The sequence below is a fragment of the Paraburkholderia sp. SIMBA_027 genome, assembly GCF_046535315.1.
In the GTDB taxonomy this organism is placed as follows: domain Bacteria; phylum Pseudomonadota; class Gammaproteobacteria; order Burkholderiales; family Burkholderiaceae; genus Paraburkholderia; species Paraburkholderia tropica.
In genome coordinates this window covers 45,985-61,120 of sequence record NZ_JAWRWY010000011.1, presented here as the reverse complement: position 1 = coordinate 61,120, position 15,136 = coordinate 45,985, and the positions used below count along the sequence as shown (strand labels likewise).

Annotated in this window: 13 protein-coding genes; 12 read left to right on the top strand and 1 reads right to left on the bottom strand. The window is 64.4% G+C overall.

Annotated features, from left to right (window positions below; genetic code table 11):
- Nucleotides 1-185: 185 nt before the first annotated feature.
- From rfbB to SB764_RS21245, 8 genes are all read left to right on the top strand, one after another.
- The gene (gene rfbB / locus SB764_RS21280) at nucleotides 186-1,247 is read left to right on the top strand and encodes a dTDP-glucose 4,6-dehydratase (RefSeq protein WP_410864781.1); all 1,062 of its coding nucleotides are present in this window, start codon (nucleotides 186-188) and stop codon (nucleotides 1,245-1,247) included.
- 3 nt (nucleotides 1,248-1,250) lie between these two features.
- Nucleotides 1,251-2,138, top strand: a complete 888-nt coding sequence (rfbA, locus tag SB764_RS21275) for a glucose-1-phosphate thymidylyltransferase RfbA (RefSeq protein WP_065057879.1) — start codon at nucleotides 1,251-1,253, stop codon at nucleotides 2,136-2,138.
- Nucleotides 2,135-2,683, top strand: a complete 549-nt coding sequence (gene rfbC, locus SB764_RS21270; protein WP_322006958.1) for a dTDP-4-dehydrorhamnose 3,5-epimerase — start codon at nucleotides 2,135-2,137, stop codon at nucleotides 2,681-2,683. The genes rfbA and rfbC overlap by 4 nt, the downstream gene beginning before the upstream one ends.
- Nucleotides 2,684-2,889: 206 nt before the next feature.
- Nucleotides 2,890-4,065 carry a polysaccharide biosynthesis/export family protein gene (locus SB764_RS21265; protein WP_410864779.1) on the top strand — a complete coding sequence of 392 codons (1,176 nt, stop codon included), beginning with the start codon at nucleotides 2,890-2,892 and terminating at the stop codon, nucleotides 4,063-4,065.
- Entirely contained in the window at nucleotides 4,062-4,526 is a 465-nt protein-coding gene (locus tag SB764_RS21260) for a hypothetical protein (protein ID WP_065057881.1), read from the top strand. Before SB764_RS21265 ends, SB764_RS21260 begins: the two co-directional genes overlap by 4 nt.
- A gap of 14 nt (nucleotides 4,527-4,540) precedes the next feature.
- Nucleotides 4,541-6,799: a polysaccharide biosynthesis tyrosine autokinase gene (locus SB764_RS21255; RefSeq protein WP_074986519.1), complete on the top strand. Its 2,259-nt coding sequence runs from the start codon at nucleotides 4,541-4,543 to the stop codon at nucleotides 6,797-6,799.
- 51 nt (nucleotides 6,800-6,850) lie between these two features.
- Nucleotides 6,851-7,816, top strand: a complete 966-nt coding sequence (locus tag SB764_RS21250; RefSeq protein ID WP_321870352.1) for a helix-turn-helix domain-containing protein — start codon at nucleotides 6,851-6,853, stop codon at nucleotides 7,814-7,816.
- Nucleotides 7,813-8,379, top strand: coding sequence for a hypothetical protein (locus SB764_RS21245; protein WP_410864776.1), 567 nt, complete (start codon nucleotides 7,813-7,815; stop codon nucleotides 8,377-8,379). Before SB764_RS21250 ends, SB764_RS21245 begins: the two co-directional genes overlap by 4 nt.
- 149 nt (nucleotides 8,380-8,528) lie before the next feature.
- On the opposite strand, the gene SB764_RS21240 is transcribed toward SB764_RS21245, so the two are convergent.
- Complete coding sequence (locus tag SB764_RS21240) at nucleotides 8,529-9,899, bottom strand: UDP-glucose dehydrogenase family protein (RefSeq protein ID WP_065057885.1); 1,371 nt, start codon at nucleotides 9,897-9,899, stop codon at nucleotides 8,529-8,531.
- Nucleotides 9,900-10,253: 354 nt separating this feature from the next.
- On the opposite strand from SB764_RS21240, the gene galU reads away from it, so the two are divergent.
- The 4 genes from galU to SB764_RS21220 all read left to right on the top strand — a co-directional run bounded on the left by galU (nucleotide 10,254) and on the right by SB764_RS21220 (nucleotide 15,085).
- On the top strand, nucleotides 10,254-11,138 hold the full coding sequence (gene galU / locus SB764_RS21235) for a UTP--glucose-1-phosphate uridylyltransferase GalU (protein WP_065057886.1): 885 nt from the start codon (nucleotides 10,254-10,256) through the stop codon (nucleotides 11,136-11,138).
- Nucleotides 11,139-11,146: 8 nt separating this feature from the next.
- Nucleotides 11,147-12,295 (top strand): hypothetical protein, encoded by a 1,149-nt coding sequence (locus SB764_RS21230; RefSeq protein ID WP_410864774.1) that lies wholly within the window; start codon nucleotides 11,147-11,149, stop codon nucleotides 12,293-12,295.
- 661 nt (nucleotides 12,296-12,956) lie between these two features.
- Nucleotides 12,957-14,030 carry a porin gene (locus tag SB764_RS21225; protein ID WP_410864772.1) on the top strand — a complete coding sequence of 358 codons (1,074 nt, stop codon included), beginning with the start codon at nucleotides 12,957-12,959 and terminating at the stop codon, nucleotides 14,028-14,030.
- Between the two features lie 77 nt (nucleotides 14,031-14,107).
- Nucleotides 14,108-15,085, top strand: coding sequence for an AraC family transcriptional regulator (locus tag SB764_RS21220; RefSeq protein WP_410864770.1), 978 nt, complete (start codon nucleotides 14,108-14,110; stop codon nucleotides 15,083-15,085).
- Nucleotides 15,086-15,136: the final 51 nt, after the last annotated feature.

The following is a 15,136-nucleotide window of genomic DNA, read 5'->3' as shown; positions in this document are numbered from 1 at the left end:
GCGTACAACGCCGGACGTTGTCGGAACGCGCCAACGATATGACCGAATCGGCGCGATCAGTGCACCTAACATAGCGATCCGCTGGCTTAGCTTTTCGTGCACTGCGTCATGGCCGACCGGCTTGCGCGAGCGTGGCGCTTCGGGCCATCTTCGCGGCCTCTTTCCTAACTCAACGAGTGCTCAACATGATCCTTGTGACCGGCGGCGCCGGCTTCATCGGAGCCAATTTCGTCATCGACTGGCTGGCGCGCAACGACGAGCCCGTCGTCAATCTCGACAAGCTCACTTACGCGGGCAATTACGTGACGCTGCGTCCGCTCGATGGCGATCCGCGTCACCATTTCGTGCAGGCCGATATCGGCGACCGCGCCACGCTCGACGCCGTGCTGCAACAGCATCGTCCGCGCGCGGTGCTGCATTTCGCGGCCGAAAGTCATGTGGATCGCTCGATCGATCGCCCCGACGATTTCGTGGCGACCAATGTGGTCGGCACGGCCACGCTGCTCGAAGCGGTGCGCGCGTACTGGATCGCGCTGCCCGTCGCACAGCGCGACGCATTCCGTTTCCTGCACGTCTCGACCGACGAGGTCTACGGCACGCTCGCACCGCACGATCCCGCCTTCACCGAGACCACGCCGCACGCGCCGAACAGTCCTTATGCGGCTTCGAAAGCGGGCTCGGATCATCTGGTGCGCGCATGGCATCACACCTTCGGTCTGCCGACGCTCACCACGAATTGCTCGAACAATTACGGTCCGCACCAGTTTCCCGAGAAGCTGATTCCGCTGATGATCCAGCGCGCGTTGCACGGCGAGGCGCTGCCGGTGTACGGCGACGGCCTCAACGTGCGCGACTGGCTCTACGTGGGCGACCATTGCGATGCGATTCGCACGGTGCTCGAACGCGGCACGCCGGGCGAGACCTACAACGTGGGCGGGCGCAACGAGCACACGAACGTCGACGTGGTGAATCGCATCTGCGCGTTGCTCGACACGCTGCGTCCGCGCGCGAGCGGCAGCTATCGCGAGCAGATTGCCTACGTGACCGACCGTAAAGGCCACGACCGCCGCTATGCGGTCGACGCAACGAAGCTCGAACGCGAACTCGGCTGGCAGCCGAAGGAGACCTTCGACACCGGTCTCGCGCGCACGGTGAAGTGGTACGTGGACAACGAAGCGTGGGTCGACGCGATTCTCTCCGGCGCCTATCGGCAGGCGTATTTCAGCAACGAACTCGAACGGGCATAAGCGATGAAAACGAAGCGTAAAGGCATCGTCCTCGCCGGTGGTTCCGGCACGCGGCTTTATCCGATCACGCGTGTCGTCTCCAAGCAGATGCTGCCCGTGTACGACAAGCCGATGATCTACTACTCGCTCTCGACGCTGATGATGGCGGGCATCGACGACATTCTGCTGATCTCCACGCCCGACGACACGCCGCGTTTTCGCGCGATGCTCGGCGACGGCAGCCAGTGGGGCGTGAGCATCCGTTATGCGGTGCAGCCTTCGCCGGACGGTCTCGCGCAGGCCTTCGTGATTGGCCGCGAGTTCATCGACGATCACCCCTCGGCGCTGATTCTCGGCGACAACATTTTCTACGGCGCGGATCTCACCGCACATCTGCGCGCGGCGGATGCACGCGAAAGCGGCGCAACGGTATTCGGCTATCACGTTCATGACCCGCAGCGCTATGGCGTGGTCGAATTCGACGCGTCGGGCAAGGTCGTATCGATCGAAGAAAAGCCCGAAGTGCCGCGCTCGAATTATGCGGTGACGGGTTTGTATTTCTACGATCGCGATGTCTGCGAAATCGCCGCGGGCATCGCGCCTTCGGCACGCGGCGAACTCGAAATCACGGACGTCAATCGTCATTATCTGGAGCGCGGCGATCTGCAACTCGAAACGTTGAGCCGTGGTTTTGCATGGTTCGATACGGGCACGCATCAGTCGCTGATCGATGCGGGCATGTTCATCGCCACCGTGCAGCAGCGTCAGGCGCTGCTCGTGTCGAGCCCCGAGGAAATCGCTTACCGGCAGGGCTGGATCGACGCGGAACAACTCGAACGGCTCGCCGAGCCGCTGCGCAAGACTGCGTACGGCGTGTATCTGAAGTCGCTCGTGGGAGCGGTCACGTCATGACGATCAACGTGAGATCCGCGGCGATCGCAGACGTGAAGATCATCGAGCCCGCCGCGTTCGGCGACGCGCGCGGCCTGTTCTTCGAGAGCTTCAATCAGCGCGAATTCGAGGTGCAGGTGGCGGGCGGTCTGCGCTTCGTGCAGGACAACCATTCGGTGTCGTCGCGCAACGTGCTGCGCGGTTTGCATTATCAGGTGGTGCGTCCGCAGGGCAAGCTCGTGCGCGTGGTGGTGGGAGAGGTGTTCGACGTGGCGGTCGATCTGCGCCGCGCGTCGCCCACGTTCGGGCGCTGGACCGGCGTGCATCTGTCTGCCGCGAACCGGCTGCAATTCTGGGTGCCGCCGGGTTTCGCGCATGGGTTCGTCGTGCTCTCCGAGCGCGCCGAGTTTCTCTACAAGACCACCGATTACTGGTATCCCGAGCACGAACGCACGTTGCTCTGGAACGATCCCGAACTCGACATCGCGTGGGGTTTCCAGGGCGAACCGGTGATCGCGCCGAAAGACGCAGCAGCCGCGCGCCTCGCGCACGCAGACGTGTACTGAAGAAGGAAGGCGGCGGCCGGCGGAACGCCGTGTCCACCGGTTCGCCGCTCATGATCGTGGCTGGACCAATGCAGGACTAAATGGGGGCGCTCGCGGCTGCATCGGAGCGCGAAGAGATGGATGCTCAAACGAGTAAGCAAAGCATGATTCCTGGTATTCCGAATCAAATATCGGCGCGTCTGAATGAAACATTCAAAGCGGGCCTGTTGCGAAACGGCGTCGCCTGGGCGGCCACGCTGGCGCTCGGCGGCTGCGTGCTCGCGCCCGGTCCGTATATGGGCGTGGCGCCGCGCGAAGACACAACAACACAGGCGGACGGTCAGTCCGCGCCCGCGGAGATCGTGCAGAACGGCATCACGTTCCGGCTGCACGCGTTGAATGGGGAAATGATCGCGCAACTGGCGGCGGCTGCGGCCGCACCGTTTGCGCCATCCGCACTGCCGCGCGTGGTGCCCTCGGCGTATCGCGTGCGCAGCGGCGACGTGTTGCGCGTGATCGTCTGGGATCATCCCGAGCTGAATAACCCGGGTTTTTCGGCGCTCACGACGTCGATCGTCTCCGTGGGCGCAACGCAGAGCACGGGCATGCCCGCCGCGACGTCAGGCGGCAATCTCGATCCGAATGGCCGCGTCGTGCAAACCGACGGCACGATTTATTACCCATATATCGGTCGTGTGAAGGTGGCGGGTTTGACGGTCGATCAGATTCGCCAGGACATTTTCAAACGTCTCGACAAGGCGGTGTCGAATCCGCAGGTGGATGTGTCGATCGCGTCGTATCGCAGCCAGAAGATCTATGTGTCGGGCGCGGTGCATACGCCGGGCACGATCTCGCTTACGGACGTTCCCGAAAGCGTCTCGGATGCGATCTCGGGCGCGGGCGGTTACAGCCAGGGCGCCGATCTGTCGGCGGCCACGCTCAATCGCGGCGGCAAGGTGTATCCGCTCGATCTCTACGCGTTCTTCTACGACGGCGACGTTTCACAGAACGTCATGCTTGAAGACGGCGACGTCATCAATCTGCCGGAACGCCGCCTGAAGAAAGTCTTCGTGCTCGGCGAAGTGAACAAGCCTGTTTCGCAGATCATGCCGGTGGGGCCGTTTTCGCTGTCCGAGGCGCTTTCCGATGCGGGCGGTCTGAACGGCATCTCGGCGAATGCCTCGCAGGTCTATGTGTTCCGCCAGGGGCCGGGACGGACCGTCGACGTCTTTCAACTCGACGCGGCGTCGCCCGGCATGCTCGTGCTCGGCGACCGCTTCGAACTCCAGCCGCGCGACGTGGTGTTCGTCGACGCCGCGCACGTGACGCGTTTTTATCGCGTGGTCTCGCAGATCCTGCCGTTCGCCAGCTCGCTCTATCTGGGCACCGAGGCGTTCAAATGACGAAGCCGCCGCTCAAGCTACTGCTGATCTGTCACGCGAATGTCTGCCGCAGCCCGATGGCCGAGAGTGTGTTTCGTCACGTGCTGGCCGACGTGTATGACGCGCAGATTCATTCGGCGGGCGTGGAGGCGATGAGCGGCGCGCCCGCGCATCCGCTCGCGCGCGCGGCGCTCTCGTCGCGCGGCTACGGTTTGCCAGACGAAGCCAACGCGCTGCGCTTGTCCCAGCCGATGCTCGAATGGGCCGATCTGGCCTTCGCGATGGAGCGTTCGCAGCGGCTGGAGATCATCCGCCGGTACCCGGTGGCGGCGCGCAAGCTCTGGACGCTCGGGCACTGGCTCGACCGCGAAATCGACGATCCGGTTGGCGGCGATGCGGCGCGCTTCGACGCGACGCTCGACCTCATCGAACTCAGCGCGTGGAGCTGGCTGCCCGCGCTGAATCAGCAACTTTCCCTTTGACGCGGGAACCCCACATGAAGTCCGAATCGACACTGCCCAACATGCTGGCCAATGCCGCGGCGCAAGACCGGTCCGACGATGACGTCAGCCTGTTGATGCTCTGGCAAAACGTGCTCAGCCACCGCCGTTTGTTTTACGGCATTACCGCAGGCGTTGTTGCGCTTGCCGTGCTGTATCTGCTGGTGGCCGCGCCGGTCTATAAGGCCGACGCGCTGATTCAGGTCGACGAGCAGCAGGGCTCCGCGCTCGGCGCGCTCTCCGACGTGGCCAGCGCGCTGAGCCTGAACAAACCGATCGACGGCGAACTGGATATTCTCACCTCGCGCGCCGTGCTCGAACCGGCGATCGATGCGACGCAGGCGCGGACGACCGTGAAGGTCGCGAATCGCGTGCCGCTGCTCGGTCGTCTGTATGGCCGCTATTACACGCCGCCCGACGGCATCGCCGACGCGCCGCTCGGTCTCACCGGCTTCGCGTGGGGCGGCGAACGTCTCGTGCTGAGTGCGTTCGATGCGCCGCGCGTGCTGTACGGCAAGAAATTTCGCGTGCGTGCGCAGGGCGGCGGGCGCTGGACGCTCGAAGATCGCGACGGCAACCTGCTCGCGCGCGGCGCGCTGAATCAGCGCGTGGCCTTCGAGGCGCCCACTGATTTCGGTCCTGCGCCCGGTTTCATCGAGATCCGCGAATTGCACGGCCGGCCCGGCGCGTCGTTCACGCTCGTCGAGTCGTCGCTCGACGACACCATCGACGTGATGCGCAAGCGCATGACGGTGCAGGAGACGACCAAGGGTTCGTCGATGATCGCGCTTTCGGTGAAGAACAGCGAACCGGGTCTTGCCGCGGCGTTTGCGAACGCGGTCGCGCGCGCTTACGTGGCGCTCAACATCAAGCATCGCGCGGAGCAGTCGCGTCTGAGCCTCGAGTTTCTCAACCGCAAGCTGCCCGCGTTTCGCGAGGAACTGGCGCAGTCGGAGGACCGGCTCAACGCTTATCGCATCCGCACCAAGACGATCGACATCGAGGAACAGACCGAGGCGCTGCTCACGCGCGCAGTCGACCTGACCAAGCAGAAGACGCTGATCGACCTGAATCTGCAGGCCACGCGCGAACAGTTCCGCCCCGGTCATCCGGCCGTGAAAACGCTCGAAGCGCAGGACTCGGTCCTTGACGGCGCGCTGCGCGATGTCGAAAAACAGGTGCAGGCGCTGCCTTCGACGCAGCAGGATTATCTGCGTCTCGCGCGCGACGTGGCGGTGGACACGCAGCTTTATACGGCGCTTGTGGCGAACGCGCAGCAGCTTGAAGTGGCCGAGGCGGGCACCACCGGCAATGTTTCGGTGATCGACTTCGCGGCGCGGCCGGATTCGGCGGCGTGGCCGAAGACGCCCATCGTGCTCGCGGGCGGCGTGTTCGGCGGCGTATTTCTGGCCTTCCTCGTGGTTCAGGCGCTGGCTGCGTTGCGCGACACCTTGCGCGATCCGCTCGATGTCGAGCGCGTGGGCCAGGCGCCGATCTTCGCCGTGGTGCCTGCCAGCACGGCCGAATCGCAGGCGGCCAGAGGCCAACGACGCGGCAACAAACGCCAGTCCGCTCAGCCCGTCGCGCTGCTCGCGAGCAGCAGCCCGGGCGACCCCAGCGTCGAGGCGTTGCGTTCGCTGCGCACGACACTGCGCTTCTCGCTGCTTGGCAAGGAAGGTGGTTCGATCCTGTTCACGGGGCCGACCGAAGGCGTCGGCAAGACCTTCGTGGCGCTCAATTTCGCTTATGTGCTCGCGCTCAAGGGCCTGCGCGTGCTGATCGTCGATGCCGACTTGCGGCGTGCCGGGGCGCGGCGTTACTTCAGCGCCAATACGTCGTACAAGGGGCTCGCGAACGTGCTCGCCGGCGACGCACAACTCGAAGATGCGCTCGTGCAGACCGGTTTCGACGGCCTCGATCTGCTGCCCGCTGGCAGCGCGTTGCCGCCGAATCCGGGCGAACTGCTCGAGCGCCCGGCATTCGCGGCCATGCTCAAGGAAGCGGCCACGCGCTACGACTACGTGATCGTCGACTCGCCGCCGGTGCTGCCGGTCAGCGACGCGGTAACGCTCGCCCAGGTCTGCGACGCGACCTTCGTCGTCTCGCGCGCGGATACGACCAGCCGCCATCAGCTCGCCGAGACCATGAAGCGCCTCAATCAGTCGGGCATCCGCGTGACGGGGCAGGTGTTCAACGGCTTCCGCGCCACGCGCTATGGCTACGGTTACGGCTATCGTTATCAGGCGCAAGGCTGACGCCGCACGCGCCGCACGCGCCGCACGCGCCACACGGACGCGGACGCGCGCATGCGCCAGGACGACACCGTGAAAACCATCGGTATTGCCTTGTTCGACGGTTTCGCGCTGCCGCGCGTCGCGCGCATCGTGGAGGCGCTCCAGCGTGCGAACGAGCTCGCCGGAGCGCAGGTGTCCGAGCCCACGCGCTTTAACGTTGCGCTGCTGTCGACGCTGGGCGGGCGCATCGCGGCGTCGTCGTCGGTCTATGTGTGGACCGAGAGCATGCTGACCACGCGTGCGCAGGCGCGCTTTCACGCGCTGTTCGTGGCCGATGGTCCCGGCGTGGACGATGCCCTGCGCGACGAGACGCTGATCGGCTGGTTGCGCCGGGCCGCGGCGCTCGCGGAACACGTGATCGCGCCAGGCGACGGACAACGGCTGCTCGATGCGGCCGGTCATCGGCGGGCCGCGGCGCACGGTTTGTCGGCGAGCGGGACGTTGCCGAGCTTTCAGGACATCGCCGCGCCGCTGCCGGACGCCTTGCATGAGATCGTCGAGCAGGCGCTGGGCGCGGAGGCCGCACACTCGTTCGACGCCGTGGCTGCCGATGCGGCGCGCGGTGCGGGCGGCGCATTCTCTACGATCGGCACGATCAGCACGAGCGCGAAGATGCGCGCGTCGGCGCGCTGGTTCAAGGAGAACTGCCATCGACCGGTGAGCATCGACGAGGCCGCGCAATTCGTGACGATGAGCGAGCGTAATTTCCTGCGCCGTTTCAAGGCCGAATTCGGCCTGACCCCTTCCGATTACCTGCTTTACGTGCGCCTGCATATGGCGTGCCGATTGCTTGCCGATACCGTGCTGCCCATCGACACGATCGCACGGCGTTGTGGCGTCGGCAGCGGCGGCGCGCTGGCCAAGCTGTTCCGCAGGCACTTCGGCGAGACGCCGAGCACTTTTCGCACGCTGCACACTCATCATCGACCGGCCGATGCGTCCGAGCGCGGACAGCCGGATTTTTCGGGTACGACATGACTTCCATTGATTCCGGCCGGAGCCTTCTTCTTGTATCGACGATCGCGATCACGACTGCACTGACGCTGTCCGGCGCACCGAGCGCGCACGCGCAAATGATCGGCGATACTTTTGCTTCGCCGCTCACGAAGTCGCGTCTGCAAACGACTACGCAGCGCGCCCAGCGGCGCGCGCATCATTCGAGCGATCCGTATATGGCGATGATCGAGCAGAGTTCGCCGGACAGCTATTTGCGCGACATTGCCGCGAGCCAGGATCCGCTTTCGGTGGCTTCGCAGGCGCGTCTCGCGAGTTCGGTGCGCACGGGCGCGATTGCGGGCGCGCTGGGCGTATCGGGCGTGGCGGGCGCTTCGGCCATGAGCGGATTGCCTGGCGCTTCGGGAATCGGCGCGGCAACGTTGCCGTCGATGGCGGGCGCGGCGCGCTCAGGTGGCGCGTTTTCGGGCGGTGCGGGCATGCCGGGCACGTCGCTGGGCATGGCGCGCGGCGCGGGCGCTTATGGCTGCTTGCCGTCGCTCGCGACCATCGGCACGTCGAGCGGTAGCGGCGGCGCTTGCCGCTGATCGCGCTTGCAACGTCGCTTGAGGCGTCACATTAGGCGTCACTTGAAGCGTCACATTAGGCGTCGCTTCAGGCATCCTCACCCGGCAATCCAGCGGACAAAAAAAGAGGCGGGACGACCAGCCGGTCGTCCCGCCTTAAAGCCGCCCGTTCAAGCAGCGGTGCTGGCCGTATCGCGTCCGATCGTGTAGTAGGTCCAGCCGTGTGCGCGCATCACCGTCGGCTCGTAGAGATTGCGGCCGTCGAAGACCACCGGCTGACTCAGCGCCGCGTTCATCTGCTCGAAATCGGGGCTGCGGAATTCCTTCCACTCGGTCAGGATCACGAGCGCCTCGGCGTGTTGAAGCGCGGCGTCGCGTTCGCGGCAGAAGCGCACGTGCTCGAATTCATCGGGCGTGAGATCCTCGGCGAGCGTGCGGCGCGCTTCGTCGAGTGCGACCGGATCGTAGACGTTCACCGAGGCGCCCGCGCGAATCAGATCGGCGATCAGCACGCGGCTCGTCGCGGCGCGCATGTCGTCGGTATTCGGCTTGAAGGCGAGGCCCCAGATCGCGAAACGGCGCTGCGCGAGCTGGCCGTCGAAGTGACGATGAATCTTGTCGAACAGCACGCTTTTCTGGCGCTCGTTCACGCGTTCGACGGCGGCGAGCACATCGAGCTGCATGTCGTATTCGTTGGCGGTCCGCATCAGCGCGTGCACGTCTTTCGGAAAGCACGAACCGCCGTAGCCGCAACCGGCGTACAAAAAGCTGTAGCCGATGCGCGGGTCCGAGCCGATGCCGCGACGCACCTGTTCGATATCGGCGCCGACGCGATCGGCGAGATTCGCGAGTTCGTTGACGAACGAAATGCGCGTGGCCAGCATGGCGTTGGCGGCGTACTTGGTGAATTCTGCCGAGCGCACGTCCATGTGCAGCGTGCGTTGATGGTTGCGGTTGAACGGCGCGTAAAGCTGCTCGACGAGACTCTTCGCACGCAGACCCGCCACGTCGGGCTCATAGCCGATCACGATGCGGTCGGGACGCATGAAGTCCTCCACGGCCGCGCCTTCCTTGAGGAACTCCGGGTTCGAAATCACCGCGAATTCGGCTTGTGCGCCGCGCAGCGCGAGTTCTTCGGCCACGACGGCGCGCACCTTGTCGGCGGTGCCGACGGGCACGGTCGATTTGTCGATGATGACCTTGAACGCCGTCATATGGCGGCCGATGTTGCGCGCGGCTTCGAGCACGTATTGCAGATCGGCGGAACCGTCTTCGTCCGGCGGCGTGCCCACGGCGATGAACTGGATGTCGCCGTGCGCCACGGAGGCGGCGATATCGGTCGAGAAACGCAGACGTCCCGCCTCGCGATTGCGCGCGATGATCTCCGCGAGACCCGGTTCGTAGATGGGAACGGCGCCGCCGTTCAGCAGGTCGATCTTGCCGGCGTCGACGTCGAGGCAGAGCACCTGATTGCCGAGTTCGGCAAGGCAGGCGCCGGTCACGAGCCCGACGTACCCGGTTCCAACGATAGTGACTTTCATGGCTCTGGATGGATGATTCAAGCGATGTGGTTCGGGAATCGATGGCGATGTGTTGACGCAATCGCCACGGGCCTGCTGCATCTTTGGCGCGCGAGCGTGTCGCCGGAGCAAGCTGGCGTGATCGGCCAGGATGTTTTCCGTTTTCGACATCGCATAGGGACCACGTATTGAATCGCGAAGAACGTGTCTTGAATGCGTAAAAAGTGCGACGTTTGTGGAGTGAGTAGCCAAAACCGGGGCGTTTTCCGCCGCGTGCCGTTGCAGGGAAGTTCGCTCGCCTAGTCTGTTCGCACAGCCGCCAGAAACGCGAGTGACGTGCTCGCGCCGAACCACCTTACGAACGCGAACTTACCCATGCTGAAGGTCACCAAGGCAGTGTTTCCAGTTGCAGGTCTCGGAACCCGCTTTCTTCCCGCGACGAAGGCCAGCCCCAAGGAGATGCTGCCGGTCGTCGACAAGCCGCTGATCCAGTACGCCGTGGAAGAAGCGATGGCCGCGGGCATCACGGAGATGATCTTCGTGACGGGGCGCAGCAAGCGCGCGATCGAGGATCACTTCGACAAGTCGTATGAAGTCGAGGCGGAACTCGAAGCGCGCGGCAAGGCGAAACTGCTCGAACTCGTTCGCAGCATCAAACCGAGTCACGTGGACTGCTTTTACGTGCGCCAGCCCGAAGCGCTGGGTCTGGGTCATGCAGTGCTGTGCGCGGAAAAACTCGTGGGCGACAATCCGTTCGCCGTCATGCTCGCCGACGATCTGCTTTACGGGCAGCCGCCCGTGATGAGGCAGATGATCGACGTGTTCGATCACTATCACAGCTCGGTGATCGGCGTGGAGGAAATCCCCCCGCAGGATACGAAGTCATACGGCATTGTCGATGGCCGCGAATGGGGCGAGTCGATCATCAAGATTTCGGGCATCGTCGAAAAGCCCGCGCCGGAAGTCGCGCCGACGAATCTCGGCGTGGTGGGCCGCTATGTGCTCAAGCCGCGCGTGTTCTCGCATCTGCGTGCGCTCAAGCCCGGCGCGGGCGGTGAGTTGCAGCTCACCGACGCGATCGAGGCGCTGCTCGCGGACGAACAGGTGCTGGCCTACAAGTATCGCGGCACGCGTTTCGATTGCGGCAGCAAGATCGGCTATCTCAAGGCGACGGTGGAATTCGCGTTGCGGCATCCGGAAGTGGCCGGCGAATTCGGCGAGTATCTCGCGACGCTGCCCGGCATCGCGCAGGCGGCTTGAGTTCCCGCATGGCCGACACCGCGCCTGTCATTTTTGTCGAACCCGTTGCGCGAGGCTTTCGCCTCAATGTGCTCGCCAGTGCGATTTCCGCGGTGCGCGAGCGATCGCGTCGGCCTGTTTTCATCGTGACGCGCGAGGACTTCGCGTGCAGCGAACTCGCGCGCCGCATTGCGCCGACGTGGACCGATGTGCGGTTCGTGGCGTCGCGTCTGAATTTCGACGGCGCGAATACCCGTGTGCTCGGCGACGACGCGGCGCAAGCCTTGCTCGACGCCGCCGAAGATGTGTTGCCCGATGCGCGCTCGAATCAGCCGGCCGATCTCGTGCTGCTGGGCGCCGACGATTATCTCGATGCGCTCGCCATTCGCCTCGACGAACGCGGCGAGCGTTTCGCGCGCACGCGTCGCTTCGTGTTTCTCTACAACAGCGACGACTTCGTGGCGGGCGAACTGAATGGTAGCGCGTCGCCGCATCTCGGCCAGAACGCGATCGAGGCGATCGAAGCGATGGACGCGACGCTGCTCTCGTTCAACGAGCGTCTGCGTGGGGAATGCATCGGCGAGCGCGCGGTGAGGGTATTGCCCGATCCGTGGCACGGACAGTTCGCGCCGCCGCAGCGCAAGCTCGCACGCGAAGCGTTCAAGATCGGCGAAGACGGCCTGCTGGTGACGGCCGATGTCGATCTGCTGCTCGACGCGGGCGATCTGTCATGGACGCCGCTGATTGCGCGGCTGCTCGAGTTGCCGGGTGTGCGCTTCGCGTTGCAGGGCAACGTGTGGGCGCTGCGCAATTCGCCGCTGCGTGAGTTGATCGCGAGTCTCGGTGAACGGCTCGTCTATGCGGGCATGGTGCGCGACGCGGAGCAGAACAGCAAGCTCATTGCGGCCACCGATCTGCTGCTGAGCCGTCGGCCGGAGCGGCACGGTTCGAGACGGCCGGCTCGCACGAGCGTCGCGCGGCGGGTGCGTGCCGAGTCGCTCGGTGCAGCGTTCGACCGCGATGTGATGCGCTGGCTGGTCGACAGTGTGGACGATCTGTTGTCGATAGCCGGCGTGGGCATGGCGGTGATGCGTAGTGAACTCGATCGCATCGCACACGAGCGACTGACGCGCGCCTTTGGTCTGCAATTGCGTACGGCGCTACGCCGCGCGCACTGAAACTGCGCGATGACGCTTGTGACGAGCCTCATGTTGAGTTTCGTGATGAACGTTTGAGCTGAAGCGTGCGTTCAGCACGATTGGTCCCGGGAAGGTCCCCCGCCTTTCCGCTTTACCCGCCGTTTCCGCAAGGAACCGGCGGGATTTTTTTTGCGCATCGCTTTTTGTGCATTCACTTGATTGTCGATTGATTCGCCGCTAACTGTGCTATGGCGTCTACAATCCCGTTTCTATTCCATATATGAAACGGTCAATCGCGGATGAATCACTATTACGGTGCATTCGTCTGCGCTAAAAGTCTGGAATCCGCACCATAAAAGGGTTTAAGGGAAAACCTGTAAACCGACATCCCATTCCATCGCGCTCAATTAAAAGAGACGATCGGCAACTTTTTTGAGCCTTCACGCCATTGCCGGTGATTTTGTCCACCCCAAGAATTTCACACATCGCCGCAGGCTTTTGAAGCGCGATTCAAGTCGGCTTCTGGGGAGGGAATACGTGCACGTGCGGTACGCCGCGCAAAGCGCAACGGTTTCCGGCACCGGGCAACAACAATAGCAACACAAACTGATTCTCTCGCACGTAGCAAGCCGGGAACGCTCCACGGTCCGGCATTTCCACAATACATAAGTATCACTAATTAATCGGTTCGGAGATCGGCATGAAGAAAAGGGTTGCAGCAGCGTGCCTGGCGAGCGCGTCGGCGCTCGCATGGGGGCAAAGCAGCGTTTCGCTCTACGGTATCGTCGATACGGGCATCGAGTTCTATAACAACGCGGCGAAAGGCGGCTCGTTCGTCGGCATGCCGACGCTCACGGGCGAGGTGCCGTCGCGCTTCGGTCTGCGCGGCCAGGAAGATCTCGGCGGTGGCTACAAGGCGTTCTTCGTGCTCGAGAACGGTTTCGCGGCCAATAGCGGTGCGCTCAACTACGGCGGCCGCCTGTTCGGACGGCAGGCGAACCTCGGCATCAGCAGCGACTACGGCACGCTGACGCTCGGCCGCCAGATGAACATGTCGATGTACGTGCTGCTCAACGCCGACGTGATCGGCCCGTCGATCCATTCGATGGCGAGCTTCGACAGCTATCTGCCGAACGCGCGCAGCGACAACGCCGTGGGCTATCTCGGCAAATTCCACGGCGTGACGGTTGGTGGCACCTACAGCTTCGGGCGCGACGCGGCGGGCCCGGCCGGTCCCTCGGCGACCAACTGCGGAGGCCAGCTGGCCGGCGACGCCGTCGCCTGCCGCCAGTACACGATGATGCTCGCCTACGACAGCGCGTGGGGCGGCGCGGCGGCATCGTACGACGTGATGTACGGCGGACCCGGCGCGTCGGCGCCGCTCGTGAGCAGCGCGGATACCGACAAGCGCGTGATCGTCGACGGCTATGTAAAATTCGGCTCCGGCAAGATCGGCGGCGGCTGGATCCGTCGCAACACGGCGGCGACGACGCACGCGCAATCCGACCTCTTTTTTCTGGGCGCAAACTACTACCTGACGCCGACCGTCGCGTTCGACGCCCAGGCGCTGCGTTACATTCTGCGCGAGCAGTCGAGCTCGACGTTGCTGGTCGCGCGCGCGAATTATTTCATCTCCAAGCGCACGACGCTTTATGCTTCGCTCGGGTACATGCTGAACAGCGCGCTCGCGGCGAATGCGGTGGCGGCCGCCGGCACGGTCACGACGGGCGCGAACCAGTTCGGCGCGATGATGGGCATTCAGCAGCGCTTCTGACGCGGTGCACGCCGAAGCAAACACGCGGCGCGGCGCAACGGCCGCGCCGCGCAAAAACAAGTTTTTCGGAGAGACAAATGGCGACTGACCTGTTGAGCGGCGCGCTGGCCGACCTGCGCGCCGACGCGGTGGTAACCGGCCATTTCTCGCTCACTGCGCCGTGGGCGTTCGACAAACCCGCGGTGGAGGGCGCCGTGTTTCGCACCGGCTTCGGCGAGCCCTACATCATCAGCGTGGAGGGCATGGCGCCGCTGCGCGTGGAGCCGGGTGACTTCGTGCTGCTGCCGCATGGCCACGCGCACGTGCTGGCCTCGGCGGCGGGCGTCGCGCCCGAGCGGTTCGACGACCTCGTCGCGCGTGCCGGTATCCGGCCGAGTTTCGACACGCCGCTGCGCCTGAACGCGGGCGGCGGCGGCGCGGTCTGCGATCTCTACACGGGCATCGTGTTTTATCGCGAGGCCGTGCGCAATCCGCTCTTTTCGGTGCTGCCGCCGCTCATTCACGTGCGCAAGCACGATGCGGCGGTCGGTTCCTGGCTCGCCGACACGCTGATGTCGTTCATCCGCGAATCGATGGCTTGCCAGCCGGGGTGGGCCGTCGCGGCCGCGCGTCTCGCGGATGTGCTGCTCGTGCAGTTGCTGCGCGCGCATCTGGCGTCGGCGATCAGCCATACCGGCTGGCTGCGCGGTCTGATGGACCCGCAGATCGGCCGCGCGATCGCGCAACTGCATCGGCATCCGGAGCGCGACTGGACGGTCGAATCGCTGGCGGCCACGGCGGGCATGTCGCGATCGCGCTTCAGCGCGCGCTTCGTCGAACTGGTCGAGGAAACGCCCATCGGCCATCTGACCGCGTATCGCATGTATGTGGCGAGCGGCGCGCTGCGAGACTCGCGGCGACGGCTCATCGAGATCGCGACCAGCGTGGGCTATGCGTCGGAAAAAGCCTTTATTCGCGCGTTCCGGCGCTGGTCGGGCATAGCGCCCAAACAGTACGCGCGCAGCCTGCGCGATGTGACTTACGTGCCGCATCCGGCGGCCGCGTCGCCGCATTGACGCGGCATGTCAAATAAATAGTACGGATGCCGAATTATTTGGCGTCGCCGT

What these genes read in the sequence shown, in the direction of transcription:
- rfbB (WP_410864781.1), top strand. Translation starts at nt 186, where the DNA reads ATGATCCTTGTGACCGGCGGCGCCGGCTTCATCGGAGCCAATTTCGTC.
- rfbA (WP_065057879.1), top strand. Translation starts at nt 1,251, where the DNA reads ATGAAAACGAAGCGTAAAGGCATCGTCCTCGCCGGTGGTTCCGGCACG.
- rfbC (WP_322006958.1), top strand. Translation starts at nt 2,135, where the DNA reads ATGACGATCAACGTGAGATCCGCGGCGATCGCAGACGTGAAGATCATC.
- SB764_RS21260 (WP_065057881.1), top strand. Translation starts at nt 4,062, where the DNA reads ATGACGAAGCCGCCGCTCAAGCTACTGCTGATCTGTCACGCGAATGTC.
- SB764_RS21255 (WP_074986519.1), top strand. Translation starts at nt 4,541, where the DNA reads ATGAAGTCCGAATCGACACTGCCCAACATGCTGGCCAATGCCGCGGCG.
- SB764_RS21250 (WP_321870352.1), top strand. Translation starts at nt 6,851, where the DNA reads ATGCGCCAGGACGACACCGTGAAAACCATCGGTATTGCCTTGTTCGAC.
- SB764_RS21245 (WP_410864776.1), top strand. Translation starts at nt 7,813, where the DNA reads ATGACTTCCATTGATTCCGGCCGGAGCCTTCTTCTTGTATCGACGATC.
- SB764_RS21240 (WP_065057885.1), bottom strand. Translation starts at nt 9,899, where the DNA reads ATGAAAGTCACTATCGTTGGAACCGGGTACGTCGGGCTCGTGACCGGC.
- galU (WP_065057886.1), top strand. Translation starts at nt 10,254, where the DNA reads ATGCTGAAGGTCACCAAGGCAGTGTTTCCAGTTGCAGGTCTCGGAACC.
- SB764_RS21230 (WP_410864774.1), top strand. Translation starts at nt 11,147, where the DNA reads ATGGCCGACACCGCGCCTGTCATTTTTGTCGAACCCGTTGCGCGAGGC.
- SB764_RS21225 (WP_410864772.1), top strand. Translation starts at nt 12,957, where the DNA reads ATGAAGAAAAGGGTTGCAGCAGCGTGCCTGGCGAGCGCGTCGGCGCTC.
- SB764_RS21220 (WP_410864770.1), top strand. Translation starts at nt 14,108, where the DNA reads ATGGCGACTGACCTGTTGAGCGGCGCGCTGGCCGACCTGCGCGCCGAC.